At 63.4% G+C, this 16,500-nt stretch carries 21 protein-coding genes; 8 read left to right on the top strand and 13 right to left on the bottom strand.

The genetic code is table 11. The annotated features are described in order from the left end of the window. Nucleotides 1-59: 59 nt before the first annotated feature. Both G6N44_RS12490 and G6N44_RS12495 read right to left on the bottom strand, forming a co-directional pair. Entirely contained in the window at nucleotides 60-566 is a 507-nt protein-coding gene (locus tag G6N44_RS12490) for a hypothetical protein (protein WP_163664376.1), read from the bottom strand. A gap of 26 nt (nucleotides 567-592) precedes the next feature. Next, nucleotides 593-1,555 (bottom strand): ribonuclease H family protein, encoded by a 963-nt coding sequence (locus G6N44_RS12495; RefSeq protein WP_163664378.1) that lies wholly within the window; start codon nucleotides 1,553-1,555, stop codon nucleotides 593-595. A 151-nt stretch (nucleotides 1,556-1,706) separates the two neighbouring features. Between G6N44_RS12495 and G6N44_RS12500 the strand changes: the two genes are divergently transcribed. The 3 genes from G6N44_RS12500 to G6N44_RS12510 all read left to right on the top strand — a co-directional run bounded on the left by G6N44_RS12500 (nucleotide 1,707) and on the right by G6N44_RS12510 (nucleotide 3,898). Next, a complete protein-coding gene (locus G6N44_RS12500; RefSeq protein ID WP_163664380.1) occupies nucleotides 1,707-2,405 on the top strand; it encodes an endonuclease/exonuclease/phosphatase family protein in 699 nt (232 codons plus the stop codon). Nucleotides 2,406-2,533: 128 nt separating this feature from the next. Further along, nucleotides 2,534-2,764 (top strand): hypothetical protein, encoded by a 231-nt coding sequence (locus G6N44_RS12505; RefSeq protein ID WP_163664382.1) that lies wholly within the window; start codon nucleotides 2,534-2,536, stop codon nucleotides 2,762-2,764. A gap of 54 nt (nucleotides 2,765-2,818) precedes the next feature. Next, nucleotides 2,819-3,898 (top strand): HNH endonuclease, encoded by a 1,080-nt coding sequence (locus tag G6N44_RS12510; protein ID WP_235683011.1) that lies wholly within the window; start codon nucleotides 2,819-2,821, stop codon nucleotides 3,896-3,898. 28 nt (nucleotides 3,899-3,926) lie between these two features. Here the strand turns inward: G6N44_RS12510 and G6N44_RS12515 are convergent, their stop codons facing one another. From G6N44_RS12515 to G6N44_RS12550, 8 genes are all read right to left on the bottom strand, one after another. Then, on the bottom strand, nucleotides 3,927-4,727 hold the full coding sequence (locus G6N44_RS12515) for a hypothetical protein (protein WP_163664384.1): 801 nt from the start codon (nucleotides 4,725-4,727) through the stop codon (nucleotides 3,927-3,929). 142 nt (nucleotides 4,728-4,869) lie between these two features. Next, on the bottom strand, nucleotides 4,870-5,427 hold the full coding sequence (locus tag G6N44_RS12520) for an Ltp family lipoprotein (protein WP_163664386.1): 558 nt from the start codon (nucleotides 5,425-5,427) through the stop codon (nucleotides 4,870-4,872). A 244-nt stretch (nucleotides 5,428-5,671) separates the two neighbouring features. Further along, nucleotides 5,672-6,058, bottom strand: a complete 387-nt coding sequence (locus tag G6N44_RS12525; protein WP_163664388.1) for a hypothetical protein — start codon at nucleotides 6,056-6,058, stop codon at nucleotides 5,672-5,674. 99 nt (nucleotides 6,059-6,157) lie between these two features. After that, nucleotides 6,158-7,414 carry a hypothetical protein gene (locus G6N44_RS12530; protein WP_163664390.1) on the bottom strand — a complete coding sequence of 419 codons (1,257 nt, stop codon included), beginning with the start codon at nucleotides 7,412-7,414 and terminating at the stop codon, nucleotides 6,158-6,160. Between the two features lie 114 nt (nucleotides 7,415-7,528). Then, the gene (locus G6N44_RS12535; protein ID WP_163664392.1) at nucleotides 7,529-8,173 is read right to left on the bottom strand and encodes a vWA domain-containing protein; all 645 of its coding nucleotides are present in this window, start codon (nucleotides 8,171-8,173) and stop codon (nucleotides 7,529-7,531) included. A 21-nt stretch (nucleotides 8,174-8,194) separates the two neighbouring features. Continuing rightward, a complete protein-coding gene (locus G6N44_RS12540; RefSeq protein WP_163664394.1) occupies nucleotides 8,195-8,575 on the bottom strand; it encodes a hypothetical protein in 381 nt (126 codons plus the stop codon). A gap of 108 nt (nucleotides 8,576-8,683) precedes the next feature. Then, nucleotides 8,684-9,229, bottom strand: a complete 546-nt coding sequence (locus G6N44_RS12545) for a hypothetical protein (protein ID WP_235683012.1) — start codon at nucleotides 9,227-9,229, stop codon at nucleotides 8,684-8,686. 248 nt (nucleotides 9,230-9,477) lie between these two features. Beyond that, nucleotides 9,478-9,822 (bottom strand): hypothetical protein, encoded by a 345-nt coding sequence (locus tag G6N44_RS12550; RefSeq protein ID WP_163664397.1) that lies wholly within the window; start codon nucleotides 9,820-9,822, stop codon nucleotides 9,478-9,480. On the opposite strand from G6N44_RS12550, the gene G6N44_RS12555 reads away from it, so the two are divergent. Further along, nucleotides 9,821-10,177, top strand: coding sequence for a hypothetical protein (locus G6N44_RS12555; protein ID WP_163664399.1), 357 nt, complete (start codon nucleotides 9,821-9,823; stop codon nucleotides 10,175-10,177). The genes G6N44_RS12550 and G6N44_RS12555 overlap by 2 nt on opposite strands. A 58-nt stretch (nucleotides 10,178-10,235) precedes the next feature. On the opposite strand, the gene G6N44_RS12560 is transcribed toward G6N44_RS12555, so the two are convergent. Both G6N44_RS12560 and G6N44_RS12565 read right to left on the bottom strand, forming a co-directional pair. Then, nucleotides 10,236-10,838, bottom strand: coding sequence for an HD domain-containing protein (locus G6N44_RS12560; protein WP_163664401.1), 603 nt, complete (start codon nucleotides 10,836-10,838; stop codon nucleotides 10,236-10,238). 112 nt (nucleotides 10,839-10,950) lie between these two features. Beyond that, nucleotides 10,951-11,904, bottom strand: a complete 954-nt coding sequence (locus G6N44_RS12565; protein WP_163664403.1) for a hypothetical protein — start codon at nucleotides 11,902-11,904, stop codon at nucleotides 10,951-10,953. A gap of 234 nt (nucleotides 11,905-12,138) precedes the next feature. Here G6N44_RS12565 and G6N44_RS12570 point away from each other — a divergent pair, with 234 nt between their 5' ends. Beyond that, a complete protein-coding gene (locus tag G6N44_RS12570; RefSeq protein ID WP_163664405.1) occupies nucleotides 12,139-12,327 on the top strand; it encodes a hypothetical protein in 189 nt (62 codons plus the stop codon). Between the two features lie 214 nt (nucleotides 12,328-12,541). Continuing rightward, complete coding sequence (locus G6N44_RS12575; RefSeq protein WP_163664407.1) at nucleotides 12,542-13,111, top strand: hypothetical protein; 570 nt, start codon at nucleotides 12,542-12,544, stop codon at nucleotides 13,109-13,111. Between the two features lie 319 nt (nucleotides 13,112-13,430). Here the strand turns inward: G6N44_RS12575 and G6N44_RS29475 are convergent, their stop codons facing one another. Then, the gene (locus tag G6N44_RS29475) at nucleotides 13,431-13,790 is read right to left on the bottom strand and encodes a hypothetical protein (protein ID WP_235683013.1); all 360 of its coding nucleotides are present in this window, start codon (nucleotides 13,788-13,790) and stop codon (nucleotides 13,431-13,433) included. Nucleotides 13,791-13,797: 7 nt separating this feature from the next. Between G6N44_RS29475 and G6N44_RS29480 the strand changes: the two genes are divergently transcribed. Both G6N44_RS29480 and G6N44_RS12585 read left to right on the top strand, forming a co-directional pair. After that, nucleotides 13,798-14,073 (top strand): hypothetical protein, encoded by a 276-nt coding sequence (locus tag G6N44_RS29480; RefSeq protein WP_235683014.1) that lies wholly within the window; start codon nucleotides 13,798-13,800, stop codon nucleotides 14,071-14,073. Between the two features lie 828 nt (nucleotides 14,074-14,901). Beyond that, nucleotides 14,902-16,239 (top strand): hypothetical protein, encoded by a 1,338-nt coding sequence (locus G6N44_RS12585; RefSeq protein ID WP_163664409.1) that lies wholly within the window; start codon nucleotides 14,902-14,904, stop codon nucleotides 16,237-16,239. The last annotated feature ends 261 nt before the right edge of the window (nucleotides 16,240-16,500 follow it).

The following is a 16,500-nucleotide window of genomic DNA, read 5'->3' on the forward strand; positions in this document are numbered from 1 at the left end:
TGCTGACACCTCCGCCGGCTGCTCAAGTCCCTTCGCATCCAGGGCTTTCACCCCAGCTCCTACCGCTCGATGAGCAGCGACGCGTCGGTCCAGTAGCCGCCCATGTAAGGCACTGCGATCACCGCGATCACTCGGTGCAGCGGGGCCCGGCCCGGGCAGTTCTCGGTGAGGAGTATGTCGTAGCGGTAGGTCCTGGTGTCGGACGAAACCCACGAAATGTCCATCGTCCCCTGCTCACCCCGATCGCGGACCGAGTCGAGGGCGTACCGGCAATCAGGAAGCGGAAATGCCGCCTCGATGAGACGGTCAAGTTGCAGGTTGTCCGGCGCGTCCGGCGCGGCGCTGGTGTTGCGCAGCAGCTGCAATCGCTTCGGGTCTCGCGAATTCAAGGCGGCGACGAGGTCCTGGGCCCGTTGTTGCTGCTTGTCCGGCAGGTAGGGCTTCATCTGCCCCAGTCGGTCATCCTCGACCTTCCCGAGGTACCACCCCGCGGCAGCGCCACCGACGATGAGGACGAGCACGAGAGCCGCAACCAGGGCCAGACGCCCGACGTTGACTCTGCGCACAGCTCCCCCTCTCCGGGCGCACCACACTACGCCGGCACACTTGCGACCCGACAGAACTCTGCGGCGAACGCCTGCGCGATACCCGCAGCGCGGCGGTGGTACTCGGCGTCATCGAGGTCGGCGTCGCCGCGTCGGTATCGAGAGCCCAACCGCGCCAACGCGTCCGCTCCCTCGTTCAAAGGGACACCGGAATGCCCGGGCACCCAGCGTATTTCGATCCGGTCGCGCTCGAGATAGATGCGGCGCCGGGCGGCGTGCAGGCAGTGTTCGCGATCGGGCTCTTCTGCCGGGTAATCCGCGGGCATGGCCGGCTGGCCACGCTTCCAGCGGTTCACCATGGAGATGGCGTGCTGACTGTCGGACAACACCGTCAAGTGATGGCGGGGCAACGCGGACACCGCGGCGCCGATCGCCCGCAGCTCGGCGACGAGCACCGGTTCGGTACCGACACGTTTGGACGACGACCGATATCCAGCCAGCCCGTAGTCCCCGGACGAGGTGAGCCAGCCGAACCCGGCATGCTGTTGACGCACCGAGCCGTCGGTCGCCACGGTCACGGGCCCGCCATCGACCGAGCGTGGCGACGGGAGCGGTACCGGCTGTGCCGGGCAGGCATTCTGCACGGATGCGACGGCGGCGGCCAGCAATGAGCGATCGGCATGGTCTGGACGCTCGATCCACCAGTCGCCTGCCGCCTCGGAGATCTGCCCGGCGTAGCGCCACAGCGGGCTTCCGCAAGTCAGGTTCACGACGAACCGCAACCGCTCCAGCCCCTGGCGCCCGGCGCAGACCACGCCGATGGCATCCAGCACCGCCACCTCGGGATTGGGCGCCGCCACCACTCCTGAGCACGACCAGGACTCCCCGACCGCGGCATACCGGTAACCGAACGCCGTCTCGGCGACCGCAATCGCGATCGACTCGGCCGGACGCGGGCGCGCAAACACCAGGTCGACGCGCCTGGGGCGGGCCTGAGGTACCTGAACCATCTCTCACCTCCTGCGGGTTCCGATGGGGAGACAGTAGGGGTGGCCACCGACAGTGCATCGGGGCGCGAGTCGGGCTCGACCGAGTTGTCGGTGCCCCTCTTCATACTGGTCGGCTCGCTGGAGATTCCATGCCGAGCGAGAGGACCCCGGCATGACGATCCGCATCGCGACACTGAACATCCGCCACGGTGGCAGCAAGTTCAGTGACGCACTCAGCACGCGACTGCTCGGTTATGACGCCGACCTGCTCGTCGTGACCGAGTTCCGGGCCAACGAGGCGGGCACCACTCTGGTCGCCCAGCTCGAAGACGCCGGATATACGACCACGCATCCCATGGCCGAGCCGAAGCAGAACACCGTGCTCATCGCTTCCCGCAGCCCCATCGACCGGGCGGCGCCCTTCACCCGGGATCTGCCCGGCCGGCACCTGTGGTGCGCGGAGTTCGACGGGACTCTCGTCTGCGGCGTCTACCTGCCGCAGGCCCACGCGAAGCTGCCCTATTGGGAGGCGTTGATCGACCGTGCCCGCCGCAGCGGCGTCGACCTCCTCATCGGTGACTTCAACACGGGCAACAACGATCTCGACAAAGAACCCAAGGGGACGAAGTTCATCGGCCCGGAGACGCCCGGTCGCCTGATCGCCACCGGATACACCGACGTGTGGCGGTCGCTGCACCCGACCGCCCGCGAGTACTCATGGTTCAGCCGCCCCGGCGACAACGGATTTCGCCTCGACTACATCTTCGCCGCGCCGGAGTTCGCAGAGCGTGTGGTGGCGTGCGAATTCGACCACGCACCGCGGCTTGCCCGCGAGACCGACCACTCGGCGCTCGTGGCCTCGTTCAACTGAACGCCGATAAAGAGAAGGAGACCATGACCGACCGAAGGCGTGAGCCATGTGCCCGGTGGCCGCTAAGCATCATCCGTGGTTCGAAAACGGCTGAACTGCAGCGTGTTCGCGGGACGGTCACGTTCTACATGAGCTCCGACACGGGGACGGTTGACCTCGCGGTGCAGGGGTATGAGCGCGAGGCGACACCGAAAGAAGCCGTCGCCCGCACCAAGGAATACGTTCTCGTGCAGCTGCATCGGGTGATCACGCAGCGGGGCGGAACGTTCGAGCGGTGGTGGGCCGAAGACGAACACGGCCATGTGCTCGAATCTCACGACGAATACCAACGGCCGCGCCGGCCGCAGATGTGGAGCTAGGGTCGATCTCAGTATCGAGCACTCCGACTGACCGCGCCGTGGTAACAAGGTTTCGTGCCTGACGCCATCGATCCCCTGCTGCTCGGTCAGCGCGTGGTGGCGATCTTAGAGACCGGTGCCCGGGTGGCGACGTACAAGTTGGCCACCCTCATGGCGCTCATCGACCACTGCATCGAGAACCTGCCGGACCAACCGTCTGATTCGTTGACGGTCCCCATCCCCGATCTCGCGCACCGGGTGCTGGAGTTGTACTGGCGCCAGGTGCGGCCGTTCGAGGGCCACGACCTTCGGCAGTCCACCGGTGAACGCGAACGAATCCCTCGCGCCGCCAGGGCGTTACGTTCAGCTGCGACCGGCTCATCGCTGAGTGTCGCGATGACGACCGCACCGGAGGTCTATCGGGCGTCCATCGATGACATCGGCCTCTGCCTGGCGCAACAACCGTTGTACCGGCTGCAGCGCCTCCCGGGCGCTGCTACCAACGAGCCGTTTCTCTACGACGACAGCTTTCTGCACTCGAACGTCTCCCGCCGGACGCTGCGCGCCCACGGTGACGCGATCGAGTTGATGCCCGGGGTGGCGACGGGCCTGGCCCGGCTCGCCGGACTCCTCAAACCGGCCCTGGAGATCATGTGGGTCGACGATGTGCGACGGATGAACAAGTTCCTCACCGCTGAGGTGCCCGATATCGCCGGCCACTTGTTCGGCCGGGACCGCACCGCGCTCGCCGCCGTGCGGGAGCCGTTCAAGGAGGCTTTCACGCCGCACTGCTTCTACTGCAAGGCGCACCTGCCCGCGGACAACCCGATCGACCATGTGCTGCCGTGGTCGCTGGTGGGCATCGACGGCCTGGCCAACCTTGTGCTGGCCTGCGCGCGGTGTAACACCGACAAACGGCACGCGCTGCCGGCGGTAGAAATCGTCACGGAGGTGCTGGGGCGCGATCAGGCGAAGCTGGAGCAGATCGCCAGCGAAATCCGTTGGCCCACCGAATACAACCGGGTGGTGGCTGCGGCCCGCGGGGTCTACGCGAGCCAACCGCCGGGGATTGCGACGTGGTCGGGCTATAAGACGAGCGCGCGGTTGGACATCGGGTTCCTGCCGGGATGGGTCCGCGGGACGACGGCCCGGTGACTGCTGGCGTCCTCGGCGCGCGCCGCAGCTACGCGGCTCCCCCGTCACGGGCTTGTTGAATCTGGTTCTTGATCTCCCGATAGGCCTGCACGCGCGCCATCACCCCATCTACCGCCGAATCCTGCTGCGAGGCTTCTGGGGTGGCCTCAATGCCGTAGAGCATGCCGCTCAGCTTCGCGTGCAGCTCGGCGCGTTGTTCGGCGACCCTGGCATCCTCGCGTTCGGTGCGTAGTGACTTGTCGATGAGCTGGGCTTCCTTGGCGCATTTGCCGATGAGTTCCACCCGTTCGATCGCCACGAGTTCCAAGTTGGCGGCAGTGGTCTTGGCCTCAGCGAGAATCTTGCGGTCCTCGGCGCTGGGCTTGTCCAATGCCGACAACTTTCCGATTACGCCACGCAGCGCGTGCGCCTTCTCGAAGTTGTCGGTGATCGCCTTGATGTCGGCGCTGAAGTCGACGTCACCCAGCCACCCGGCACGGGCGGCTTCGGACGCGGTTACCTGCTTCACCGCGATCAGCGCGGACTCCACAAGCGCGGCGTTCTGTTTGCCGAGTGTATCGATGCGCCGCTGCTTCTCCTTGCGGACCCGTTCTTCGCGTTGACGTTTGGCGTCCGCAGCCAGTGCCGCCTGCTCGATACGAGCGCGTTCCTGCGCCTCATAGCTGCGTTGCTCCAGTGCAACGACAATCTTGTAGCCGGCCCACCCCACCACAGACACCACAGCGACGACGCCGAGTGCGATCCACACCGGCTTCGGGACCAACGCGATGAGCACGAAGACGAAGAAGATCAGGCCACCCACGCCCGAGGAGCTCTTATTGTTGCTCACCACATACCTCCAGATACTCGTCCATGCGACGCACTGCTGCCATTGATTTTCCTGGGCCAGAGCGACTCCCGCAGCCGGCAAGGCCGGTGCTCACGGGAGCCGCTCAGTATCACACCGACCACCGACAACGGTTGAGCAAGTGCTACAGCCCTGCTGCAGTGGCTCCATAGGCGGCCTGGGCCGAGGTGAACCCGGCGTATTCGAGTTGGCCGATGAGGCCGCCACGGGAGAACGCCGAATAGTCCAGGTAGTCCTTCGCAGCTTTTGCGGCTTGCTCGTTCCAGTCGACGGTGATGCTGTCGACGGCGAAAGTCGCGTCTGCGGTGGAGAACTCGCTGTACTCCAGTTGCTCGATGAGGCCCTGCCGGGAGAAGGCGGTGTCGTCGAGGTAGTCCTTGGCGGCGCGCACCGCGTTGCGCTGACTCACCGTCGAGACGGGTTCCAACGGGACCATGGGTCCGGAGAGAGCTCGAACATGGGGCTCGTCGTGCTGTTCGATGCTGGTGACGGCGCCGGCCAACTGCACTGACGGTGCGGCGACGTCGAATCCCTCAGTGGTGGCATTGACGGACCACAAGGCAGCGCCACCGAATGACAACAGCATGCCCACGGCGAAGGCGCCGAGAAGGTTCTTTCTCGTCATCGTGCGGCTCGCCTCGCCATGCAGGGTCGCGGCCGTCTTGACCAAGTAGGTAGTCATCGTATGTGCTCCATCCGTTGTTCATGGTTGCTCGCACACGCGAGCCGCACAGAATGACAGAGCCCACCGACAACCTTGCGAATCTGCGACGCGGGGGTGCGGTTGGCGCGGCCAGCGTGCTGCTGGACTACAAGCCACTTCTGCCACATTCGCACCAGATCCGGAGTGCCACAAGAGTTCGACGATGCCTAGACACGGCGCGCACAACGCGCTGAGCGGGCGTGCGCGTGCGGCCGCGCAGACGCTATCCGGCAGGGTTCGAGCGAAAACCGTCCAGACCACACCAGTCCGCACGATTGAAATCAGACGGATGCTCAGCGACGTGACAAACGCGCCGACCCCACGTTGCGATCCACGTATCCGGCGCTGTCCGCGCCGTCTCGGCAGCTGTCAACAGGCGTGTGTCCGTGCGCTCCGAATGGCCGAATATGCAATACAAGCTGTCAAGAAGGTACTTCCGGGACGGGCACGATTGATCGCCGATCAGCTCCAGGAGCAGTTCCAGGTTCTCCACGTCCGCGATGATGAGATCCCAGTCCTGCATCGGCTCAAAAGCTCCGCTGTATGCCCAGGAGCGGATCTCGTCCGGTGTCGGGTTGACCACATCGACAAAGCGCGGTTCGTCGGGCATCGCCCTATTCTCGCAGGTGAACCGCACTGGTGGAGAATATGATTGGGCCAGGAGGACGTGGTTGTAGCTGCAAGTCCTAGACCTTCAGCTACCTAGGCATCACGACACCGGTTCAACCGCGTGGATCTCGCCTGACAGCGACCATGTGGCCTCGGGCACCGGCCGACATACGACCTGCGCAGCCACCACCAAATGGTCGGCCGGATTCCACTGCACCCCCGCTCCCCGGAGGTAAACGAGCCGATCCGTGGCGCCCAGGACGGCATGGCTGCCGTCGAGCAGTAATTGCTTGATCAGATCTGCCGGCTTGCCTGTGGTGCGGGCCAGTCGAGAGCCGATCTCGTCGACCGATGTCCTGTCGCGGTGGCACTGGAACGCGGCGACGGTGGCGTCGATGAGTGCTTTGACAACTTCGGGGTTGGCCCCTGCCGTTCTCGAGCACGGATAACTGAGGGTGAGGCGGATCGCGACCCGGTCCGACGCGGCGATAGGGGTGTCGGCGACGTGCACGTCTTTGGTGTGCCGAATAGCGAGCCAGACCTGTTCCAATCGCTTGGCGGACGGGAACTCGCCAAGATCGGATTCCGTGAAGCGAGCCAGTGGCCGTGTGGGCCGCCAATGGGTGAATCCGCTGTCCGGGCTCGTCAGTCCATACTCGTAGGAGCACGCACGTGATCGACCAGACGGCGCATTGCCGTGCAACGCATTTGCCGTTTCAATGCGGACTCCGTGCCGGGTGCCTGGCTGGAAGCACCCGCCCGCGGTGCCGTCGATGTTGTAGAGCACCACGTTCTCCACGTCCATCCCATCGGGTGTGACGCCTGCGAAACTTGCGTGCAGGATTTCACCGGGCGCCGCTGTTAGGGATCGCACCCTAGCCCGCAGCGCTGCGCGAGCGGCCCGCTGATCATCGGTGAGCCGCTCGTACGGAATGTAGCGGTCGGTCCACAACCGGACCCACCGCTTGCCGGCCCCGGGTCCGTCGATTTCCCACTCATACGTTGCCGTCGACTTCAGCTCAGCCTCTGCGGCTTCCGGCGCTGACAGAACCTGTTGGGCCGGCACAGAATCCTCGGTGGAAGCGTTGTACGCGGGTGGCTGGCACGTCCCGCACGAGGACAGGTCGACGCCTGGGTAGCCCAGAACCCAATCGTCGAAGTCACGCAGCGCAGCTGAGCAGATCTTGATGTATGACTCAGTAAATGGTGGCCTGCTGATGATCGTGCGGCATGCCGCGTGATGCAGCTTGGCGACACCGCTCAGACTTCGTCCGACGTTGATCACGTAACCGGCGCTGTGCGCTTCCACCCACGTCAGGTAATCGTCGTCCCGATCCCGAAACACCTCGACGCTCACGATGACCCCTTCACCGACGTGTTGTCAGAATTCCCGGTTTCGTCCATGCCCAGATCCCAGATCTAACTATGCGGGTACGACATGGTGCTGATCTCCCCGCTCGACGCCAGCACGCTACCCGTCGGACAACTCGGTGCGTTGATCCGGAGTGAACTCGGGCATTGCGGCGTCCTCGTCCACGAGCTTCGCGCCACGGTACCTACGGACGTTGCCCGATGCTGCGACCCAGGCCTCACGGGATTTCCCTCGTGCGTAGGACACAGACTGCCCGGCTTTGACGCCCAAGCCCTCGCCGACCTCCACAGCGTCTTGATCAGCGCCCATGTAGAGGAACTCCCACCCGTGCTGGTTGGTTTGTTGCTCGACAAGGGATTTGATGGCCGGCCGTTGCCATTCGACGCTCGCGTTCTCCAAACCATCGGTCATGATCGCCACGACCACCGTTCCCGGCTTGTCATCTTCGGGCAGCGCATCGATCTCGGCAGCTGTGTCAGTGATGAGCTTGCCCATCGAATCCAGCAATGCAGTACACCCACGTGGCGACAGGTCGAGCTGCGGCACCTGGCCCAGCGGAACGCCACGGTAGACGACCTCGTACTCGTCGTCGAACTGCGCCAGGGTCACGACGCACTGACCGTCGGCGGCGCGCTGTTCGGTGAGGAAGGCGTGGAATCCGCCGATGACGTCGGATTTGATCGATTGCATCGACCCGGACCGGTCGAGCAGGAACACAAGGTGGCTGAGATTCGGGTTGGTCATGATTGGTCCTTTCCGGAAAAATTAGGAGCGCTTGGTGTTTCGGCGCGGTTTGAACCGCATCGGTTCGGGTGTAGCTGCCGGCGGCAGCGGGTTATTGGCCCACTTGTCATTGCGGGCGCGTTTGACGTCTTCGGCAGTGACGCGGCGTTCAGTTGTTGCGTATGGAGCAAGCCTGGCGGTATTCGCCAGGCGTGGCCCAACGGCGTTTTCGGTGAGGCCGGCACTCTTTCCGGCTGCCGCAATTGACATTTCGTCGTCGACAACGGCACGGGCAAGCTGTTCGTCAAGCAACTTTCCGACCTCCGTCAGAACGTGCCGCAAGTGTTGTAGGGCTTCAGCAGCAGTGTCGGCGCCTTCTGCGTGGGCCAGGTGGTTGCGAATCTGCTCGTAGGAGTTCGACATGACCAACTATAGCGCAGATACTGCGGCATCCGCAATAACTGCGGATTACTCGCAACGCACGAGTCCATCAACACGCTCCCAGCCCTGCTTCGGCGCACGAATCGTGTTCTACGAGTTGGTGATCCTTTCCAGGACGGCCGGGCGGTCTTGCACGACCACCACATCAGGGAATTGCGCGAGCAACGCGCAGACGAACGCCGATCGCATGACTTTCAGGTCGTTCAGAAGCTCGATGTGGCTGAGAGTTCCGTTCTTACGCAACTGTTCCCAGGCCACGACGACCATCCATGCCGGCACCAGCTGAGGCCCGGAGGCGCGCGCCCTGGATCGCTCCGTTTCCACCCACACGCCCGTGCGGTCGAACGACGTCACCCAGTTGGTGCGCTTGTTGCTCAACGTCTGGATGACATCGCTAGCGGCGACCACCTCCCCGATGCGGTCCAACAGGTCGTCGTCGAGTTCGACCGCCTTCGTGCGGCGGCCTCCGCTGTCACGAGTCATTTCTCTTGCCTCCCGTCGTTCAATCTGCTTGCGCTGAGTCGCGCTGGTTGCGTTCAAGCAGCCGGACAGAATGACAGACACCTCCGACAAGCCGGCGAATCCGCGACGCATGAGGCAGTTGGTGTGGCCACCCGCCGCTGGATCAAGAGCCATTTCGGTCGCATCCGAGCAGATTGGAAGTGCCAGAGGAGTTCGACAATGCCTAGGCACGTCGCGCACAGGGCGCTGATTGGTATGCGTGCAGCTGCTTAGACGCGATCCGTCGGGGTTCGCGCGAAAACCGTGCCGGCCACACCAGTCCGCCCGATTGAAATCGGACGGATGCTCAGGGACCAGACAAACGCGCCGACCCCACGTCGCGATCCACGCATCCGTGGCTTTCCGCGCCGTCTCGGCGGCTCTCAACGGCCGCGGGTCGGTGTGGTCCGAATGGCGACCAGGCAATACAAACTGTCAAGAAGGTATTTGCGAGCACGGCACGCTTGATCGCCGACGAGCTCCAGGAGCAATTCCAAGTTGTCCGCGTCAGCGACGATGAGGTCCCAGTCCTGCATCTGCTCGCACGCTCCGCTGTATGCCCAGGCGCGGATCTCCCCCGGCTTCGGGTTGACCACATCGACAAAGCTCGGCTCCCCGGACACCGCCCTGTCTTTGCAGGAGTGCTCCGGCGTCTGCCCGATCGAGCCGGCGGGATCGGTTACTGTGATATCCGTCGATGTAGCAAACCGGTAGGAGCTCAACGACATGGATCAAACCGAGCCCGAGCGTGCAGAATCCCGCCACGTGAGCCTGCTAAATGAACACCGCGAGGACGGCAGCTGGCTCAATCTTGATGCCTATCTCGACTCCAACGGAACGCTTCGGATCGTCGGTCAAGATCTCGGCGCGGTCACCGAATTCATCAGCTCGGACGGCGAATACGAGTACTTCTACACGATCGCCGCCGAGGACGTGCCTGCCCTGGTGAACGCGCTTGGTGGGCAACCCGGAGCTGACGTCCTCGATGTGCTCGCCCGTAACTGGTCGGGCGACGCATCGTACGGAGTCGGTCGGACAATCGAGTCCAGCGGCGTCAAGTACCACTTCGCAAACTACTTCTGACTAGTCCACTCGCGCCATTGTCCGGTCCGCTACGCCTGCGCTCAGGTCGCAGTCGCAGCTACGTGCGCACAGCAGGACCGGCTAGCGCCGCAATCTGCTCGACGGTGTACCTGAGCTCCTCCACCAGCCAACTGTCGGTCCGCTGCTCGAACACCTCCAGCAGGCTGCGGTAGTACCACAGATGCTGTTGCGGATCCTTGACGTTGAAGCGCTGCCAGAGGTGGTCACCGTGCAACCGCAGGTCGCGCAGAATCGCCCGGGCATTGTCAACCTTGTCGGCCAGCGAGACCAGGACGGCATCATCGGAGGCGCCCCGCAAATGCGCGATATAGCGTTCCTTGCGATCTCGCCACGGCGGTTTGGGTACCTCGTCCGTATCGCTGCACTCGGACACGATCTTGGCCACGGCCGAACCGAACCGGGATTCGATCGCGTCCAAAGTCGGCTTTCCGCCCTGGTCTTCGACGGCGTCGTGGAGAAGACCCGCGATCGCCTGCGTCTGGCTGCCACCGGCTTCGATCACCAGTGCCGACACCGACATCAGATGTCCGAAGTACGGGATGTCCCCGCCTTTCCGAGTCTGTGTCGCATGTAGTTTTGCCGCGTAACACATGGCCTCTGCGAACTCGTCGCCAAGCTTCGGTGTGGTTGTCGACTCCATCTGTGCTCTTTCCCGATCCTCGACTTCAGTGTCCCAGACCGGTATGACATGCGGTGACGAACTGGAAGCGTCCCTGATTGGTCCGGTCCAACCAGAGCGGTCTACTCAACCTTCAGGCCCGACCGGGTCCTCGAATCAAGTCGTTTTCGGCTCGTGCCCGCGCGCTCTTCCACGTGTCTCGCTCGAGCCTCACTTTGGTCCGCACGAGCCAATTTCCGGATTGGGCGCTGCCGTTGAACGGTTCCATAGTTCGCAGCACTTCTGCTCGAGGTCGCTCGACCCCGCTGCGCATCTCCAAGGCGAGAGCGACGATGCGACAATCCCGCCGCAAGCGCGCCATGATTCGGCACGCTTCGGATGTGCGCCCCGCGCCGAGTGCGGCCTGAACTTTCAGCAACTCGTTGCGTAACTTTCCCAGATCGACAAGCGCGGCCTGACCATTGCGAGATCGGCCCACGACATGCGCCCAGTCTCGCAAGGCACCGATCACACGCCGAACACATTGGTCGAGTAGGTCCGTGCGCCACGAGTCCGCTCCATCGGCAAGTTGACCGGCAGGCTCGTGGCGACGGGGATCGGTTGGCGACGGACCACCTGCCTCGGCGCGATTGAGCAGTTCGTGCCGGTCCCGAAGCCACCTCAACGGGCGGCCGTCCGCCGACCAGTCACCCCACTGCACGGGATCTGGCGGGTTCGGCGCTGCTGCCAAGGCAAGTGCGACCTCGATGTCAACGACGTGATCGACGATGCCGCCCATCCCGGCGGCGGTGACATTGTCGTCGAGCTCGGACTGCACACGAGTGTCATGCACCTCGAATGCGAGAAATCCGACACCTACAAGAAGCAACGAGCTCAACACTGCGCTCAACACCGAGTGATCAGCCCAAAACTTCGACAGCAGGCCCAAGGGCCAATCGGTAAGCAACATGGCCAACAGCCCGAACCCGCAAGCAAACGCAAGGATAACGAGCCAGCGCCTGGCCACCCGACCGAAACGGATAGCCGCTACCAGCAAGAAGACAGCGCACGCCGCGGTGAGCACTGCGACCAACGCGATCATGTTCACGGCCGAGGATCCAACCGCACATCAGCCACACACATCAGTTCCCCCTTGCCCAATAGTTTGGACGGTAACAGGGTCTGCCCCGGAAGCATTGCCCCTTCTTGCAGCAGACAAGTCGGCCGAAGGGAACGCCATGGGTCTGCGGGTAAGGGCTATGGGGCGGTGTGGGGTCGAAAGTGACCGAGCCGCGACGGTAAGAGTGTCCACGGGATTACCGCGCCGGGATTGTGTTGGGCTGTGGACGCAAAGGTCGAGATGAGCAACAGTCATCAGCTGCGTGAAGGCTCCATAGTCAGGTACTGGCGGTCAGCACCCGAGGCCGAGGCAGATGCCGCACTGATCGATCAGGGCGGCCAGTTCTACAAAGGCACGAACCGACGTTACTTCGATCCCGTTGTTACGGAAGCGGAAGCTTACTGGCGATGACTCACGAAGCGGTTCAGCCGCACTCGTCGCACATACCCGTCACAGGCAGCGCGATTGAGTGCACAGGGCAGAGTTTCGGAGGCTCTGCCAACTTGGTCTGCGTGCGTTTCCATTCTCGTGCCGCCTGCGCTTTGGGCGCGAGCATCTATAACTAATGACATCGGTCCACTGGCCTCAACCGGTGGGTCACCGAGCAGACAGGAGGGCTGCGCCGATGACGACGAACTACAACCCATGGGGCTGGTGGGACGAACGCGGAATCAGCCATCCCCAGGTGCCTTTCCCGAAGAAGTCCCTGATGCTCGACGGTTTACTCCCGCTCGAGCAGCTGCTCATGGAGGCCATCCGCGTCGAGGCCGAGCAACTCGGCATCCCGGCCGAAGTGCTGACCCAGGTCTACGCCGACGGCATCGAGAAGGTCCGTCAGTTCGACCAGGAGCGCGCGCAGCGCCGTGACGAGAAGAACCGCGAGCTCGACGGCCATCTAGGCGAACTACGCGAGAACCACCGGCGCCGACAGGGCGAGGCGAAAGCTCGGACGGCCAACAGCGAGGTCTCGATCGTGGGTCCCACTGGCGACAGAGAGGATCGCACTCTCAGATTGGTCCAGGGCGACAAGGTTCTTGGCCAGCTCATCTACTACAACTCCACCGGGACAGTCGTGGAGGTCGATCCTCATGAGGGGCCGATTCACGATCGGCTGGTACGAGAAGCCAAGGCCCGGGGACTCTTGCACGGCAAAGACATCCCCGATCATCTTCAGCACGACCAGGAGCACCGATGAGCCGACGGATCATCACGACCGAACAGAACGACAGAGGCCACCGACAACCTTCCGATTCCGCCGACGTTCTCGACCCGGGCCTGCCGCCAGAAGAGCTACACGCGCCAGACTCCCCCGACGACTATGCTGCGGTGAGTTTCTGCACACGCCTGGAGGGCGACGAACTCGGTGTGCGATGCCGAATCGAAACATGCAATGCCTATGGGCATTTCGTGGTCGATGGTGAGGCCATCTTCTTTCTGCCGGCACCGGTTTCGCGCGATAAACCGGAGATCGTCCACGAATTCACCGAGCAAGTCGGTGGGCTGGTCGTGTTTCCCTACGTCAGATCCGCGGTAGCGTCGCTCGCGCCCAGATGTCGGTACCGGCCTCGCCGCTGCCGTTGCTTCACGCCGGCGACGTGGCGCTCACACAGGACGATGAACTCGTCACCGAGCAGGAACGTCCCGAGCTCTTCATGCACGGCACCGTGACGAGGACCACCGCCGAGGGACAGGAGGAGCTCGCCGAGTTCTTCGTCGCCAGCGAAACGGGAACGGTCACGCCATTCGGCGCGGAGGGGCAAACGCCCGACCTTGATGAATTTCTCAACGCCATTGCCGAGCTTCCGCCGCCCGAGGAAATCACAGCGGCATGGATGGTACGCCCGCACGGAGAGGCGGCGGTCCGCCAATCCCATAGAGGCCTTGCGGTCAGCGGACAGGGACACCGCCACCGACGCCGCCCTGACCGAAATCGACGAAGCAGTAGCACATATCGCGGCGGAAGATGCCTTCACGGCGCTGAACGAGGCGGTCGACATTCTCAGTGTTTCGATCGAAACGTCACGAAAGACGGTCGACGACACTGATGACACCGGGCGCGACGGCAGCGAGGCTCCGATAACACTGCTGGAGGCCGCCGAATACGTACGCGACAGCTGGGAGCCCGTGCGGGTCGCAACAACGTCTGTGGAGAACTAGGGAACCCATGAACACATCAGATCAGTCGTCAGCCTCTCTCATCGCGGCATTGTCGGAGGCACGGATACCGGCAGAGAATCACGCGTTCATCCGCGCGACCACCACTGCCGCCCGGATCACCGGGTACCGCGTCGTTCACCACGTTGGCAAGTCGTATGTCGTGGCCACAAGATGCGACGGCGGTCGCGATCTACACATCGAGTACGGGGCTACGAACGGATTCAGCTCCGAAGAGGAGACCATGCGACTCGCGCCCGATGCGGTGGGCCGAGGAGCCAGTTCGAGGAAGGGAACGTGGTACGTCTTGCACCCGGTCAATCAGGCTCGTGTAGGCGGTGAGCGTTCCCGGGATGTCCGACGTAAGGCAACATTGTGCGACTGCGGTATGGAGCTATCGCTGACAGGAATATGTGGCAGTTGCGATTAGCGGCCGCGTGAACAAATCGTCGCATGCTCCGGTCGCGGGCAGCACGCTTGGGTGAACAGGGCAGAGCTTCGGCCCCCGCACTGGCAATTCGAACGATTGCGGCCGCCAGTTGCGCGAGTGCTGCGCCCACAGCATTGACATCCCTACAGACCCAGCTGCGCATCGGCGTCAACGAGCGCTTCAATGTCGCCGAAATAAAGCCCGCCTTCCGGCAGCACCAAGGATGGGGCAGCGCCGACGACGTTGCGCACGACCACCCAGCGTCCACCCCCGGACGCCTGCAGCGAGCCGCCGTCGGCGTCAGTGAAACGGTTAGCGAATGCGCCAGACGGATACCGATCCGCGGCCCGCGAAAACGTGAACTCACCTAGAATCCCGAGCGCGAGCAAAAGGGGACGCAGATGCCGAACGAGCTTGATCCGACAACACCGGTACCTGTGGACAGCGTGCCTGACGAACTCCCCGCGGTGATTCCGCACGACGGCGAGGTTGCCGTTTCCGTACAGCCCGAGGGACTTTTGGTCGCGGGTGATCCATCGGAGATCGAAGCCTACGTCGACCGCATTCGGGGTGCCGCGGGCAACGTGGTCGGGGTCATGGGGGTGGACAAGACAGCACTCGGCAACGTGGCCGGCCTCGCGGCTGGAACGGCGTCGTTCCTGGGGCAGTCGGCAAAGTTCGTTCAGCTGCACCCCGAGAGCCTCAAGGCGATTCAGAAGGGCCGGCTGATCCCAGGAACAGACGGCTTCTACCGGATGATGACGCGCGGTGCGGACAAGAAATTTGTCAGCCAGCTGCAGTGGAAGCACGCCAACCTCACCCCGGCGCGCATGATGTCGCTGCAGATGGTCGCGGTGCAACTGGCGCTCAAGTCAGCGATTGCTGAAGTCGAAGAATCCGTCAAGCGAGTCGAGGGCAAGGTCGAGGAAGTGCTGCGCCTCGCCCACGCCAATCGGTCCGGCGACGTCTTGGGTGATCGCGTCACCATCGATCGGATGACCGCGTATCTGGACCGACACGGATCGTTCTCCCATGCCGACTGGGATTCGATTGCCGGGATCGGGCCGGCACTCAATCGCACCGTGGAGCAGCTCCGTCATCACGCCGATCGGACGTTGAAGAGCTTCGACGCAACGAAGCCGATCCAGGAGCGCGCCGATTTCATCGTCAAAGCGGTCGACAGCAACCAGCTCGGCGAGACACTGAGTCTGTTGGTGGTGGCCCAGGAGTCGTTGTTCAAGTGGCAGCGGCTACGGCTGGCTCGCGTTGAGGCTACTCAACCTGAGCACGTGCAGCAGGTTCTCGATGACGCGCGCGATCTGCTGGCCCGACAGCTGGTCGAGGACGACGCGTTGTTCCAACGTGCCCGTGAAATCCTGGAGGCCGTGGCGAAGACGGAAGCCATCGACGGTTTCCGGTTCTGGTCGGTGCAGGGTCTACAACGCAGCCTGCCGATACTTCGCGCCGACCTCGATCGATTCGGCCAGTCGCGACGCGCGCATATGCAGGAGTGGCAGGACTTCAAGGCGCCGACCGCTCGTGACGCCGCCAACGCTGCCGTCGAGCGAGTGAGCGATACCGCCACGGCAGCACTCGGGGTGGCAAGTGACACAGCAACTTTGGCTCTTGGCGCCGCAAGTGAAGGTATCGACCGGATCGGGGGGCTGCTCGGGCGGGCACGCGACAAGAGCAAGGTGTGGCGGCGGGAAAACCCGAGCGACACCGAGGATTTGATGTAGCTTCCTGCCACTGAGTGCGGCGGCTGGCCATTCACCCATCGGTGTCAGTGCGCGATGAGACAATGCACCACATGGAGGGAGATCGACCGCCGATACCATTGCTTCGCTGGCTGGCCAAAATAGGTCAGGTGGGGTGACGATGACGAGAGCAGGCCGACCACACGATTCGCTCCTCGAAGCGTTGACCGCGGTGCGAATCCCAGTCGAGAACCACGAGTTCATCCGTCGGATCGTGAACGCGATAGGCATCGTCGAATTCCG

The sequence above is a fragment of the Mycolicibacterium alvei genome (genome assembly GCF_010727325.1).
Taxonomy (GTDB): domain Bacteria; phylum Actinomycetota; class Actinomycetes; order Mycobacteriales; family Mycobacteriaceae; genus Mycobacterium; species Mycobacterium alvei.

Excerpts from the sequence above, each read along its gene's own strand:
- G6N44_RS12495 (WP_163664378.1), bottom strand. The coding sequence starts at position 1,555 with ATGGTTCAGGTACCTCAGGCCCGCCCCAGGCGCGTCGACCTGGTGTTT.
- G6N44_RS12500 (WP_163664380.1), top strand. The coding sequence starts at position 1,707 with ATGACGATCCGCATCGCGACACTGAACATCCGCCACGGTGGCAGCAAG.
- G6N44_RS12505 (WP_163664382.1), top strand. The coding sequence starts at position 2,534 with ATGAGCTCCGACACGGGGACGGTTGACCTCGCGGTGCAGGGGTATGAG.
- G6N44_RS12520 (WP_163664386.1), bottom strand. The coding sequence starts at position 5,427 with ATGACTACCTACTTGGTCAAGACGGCCGCGACCCTGCATGGCGAGGCG.
- G6N44_RS12525 (WP_163664388.1), bottom strand. The coding sequence starts at position 6,058 with ATGCCCGACGAACCGCGCTTTGTCGATGTGGTCAACCCGACACCGGAC.
- G6N44_RS12535 (WP_163664392.1), bottom strand. The coding sequence starts at position 8,173 with ATGACCAACCCGAATCTCAGCCACCTTGTGTTCCTGCTCGACCGGTCC.
- G6N44_RS12540 (WP_163664394.1), bottom strand. The coding sequence starts at position 8,575 with ATGTCGAACTCCTACGAGCAGATTCGCAACCACCTGGCCCACGCAGAA.
- G6N44_RS12545 (WP_235683012.1), bottom strand. The coding sequence starts at position 9,229 with ATGGCTCTTGATCCAGCGGCGGGTGGCCACACCAACTGCCTCATGCGT.
- G6N44_RS12555 (WP_163664399.1), top strand. The coding sequence starts at position 9,821 with ATGGATCAAACCGAGCCCGAGCGTGCAGAATCCCGCCACGTGAGCCTG.
- G6N44_RS12550 (WP_163664397.1), bottom strand. The coding sequence starts at position 9,822 with ATGTCGTTGAGCTCCTACCGGTTTGCTACATCGACGGATATCACAGTA.
- G6N44_RS12560 (WP_163664401.1), bottom strand. The coding sequence starts at position 10,838 with ATGGAGTCGACAACCACACCGAAGCTTGGCGACGAGTTCGCAGAGGCC.
- G6N44_RS12575 (WP_163664407.1), top strand. The coding sequence starts at position 12,542 with ATGACGACGAACTACAACCCATGGGGCTGGTGGGACGAACGCGGAATC.
- G6N44_RS29475 (WP_235683013.1), bottom strand. The coding sequence starts at position 13,790 with ATGGGATTGGCGGACCGCCGCCTCTCCGTGCGGGCGTACCATCCATGC.
- G6N44_RS12585 (WP_163664409.1), top strand. The coding sequence starts at position 14,902 with ATGCCGAACGAGCTTGATCCGACAACACCGGTACCTGTGGACAGCGTG.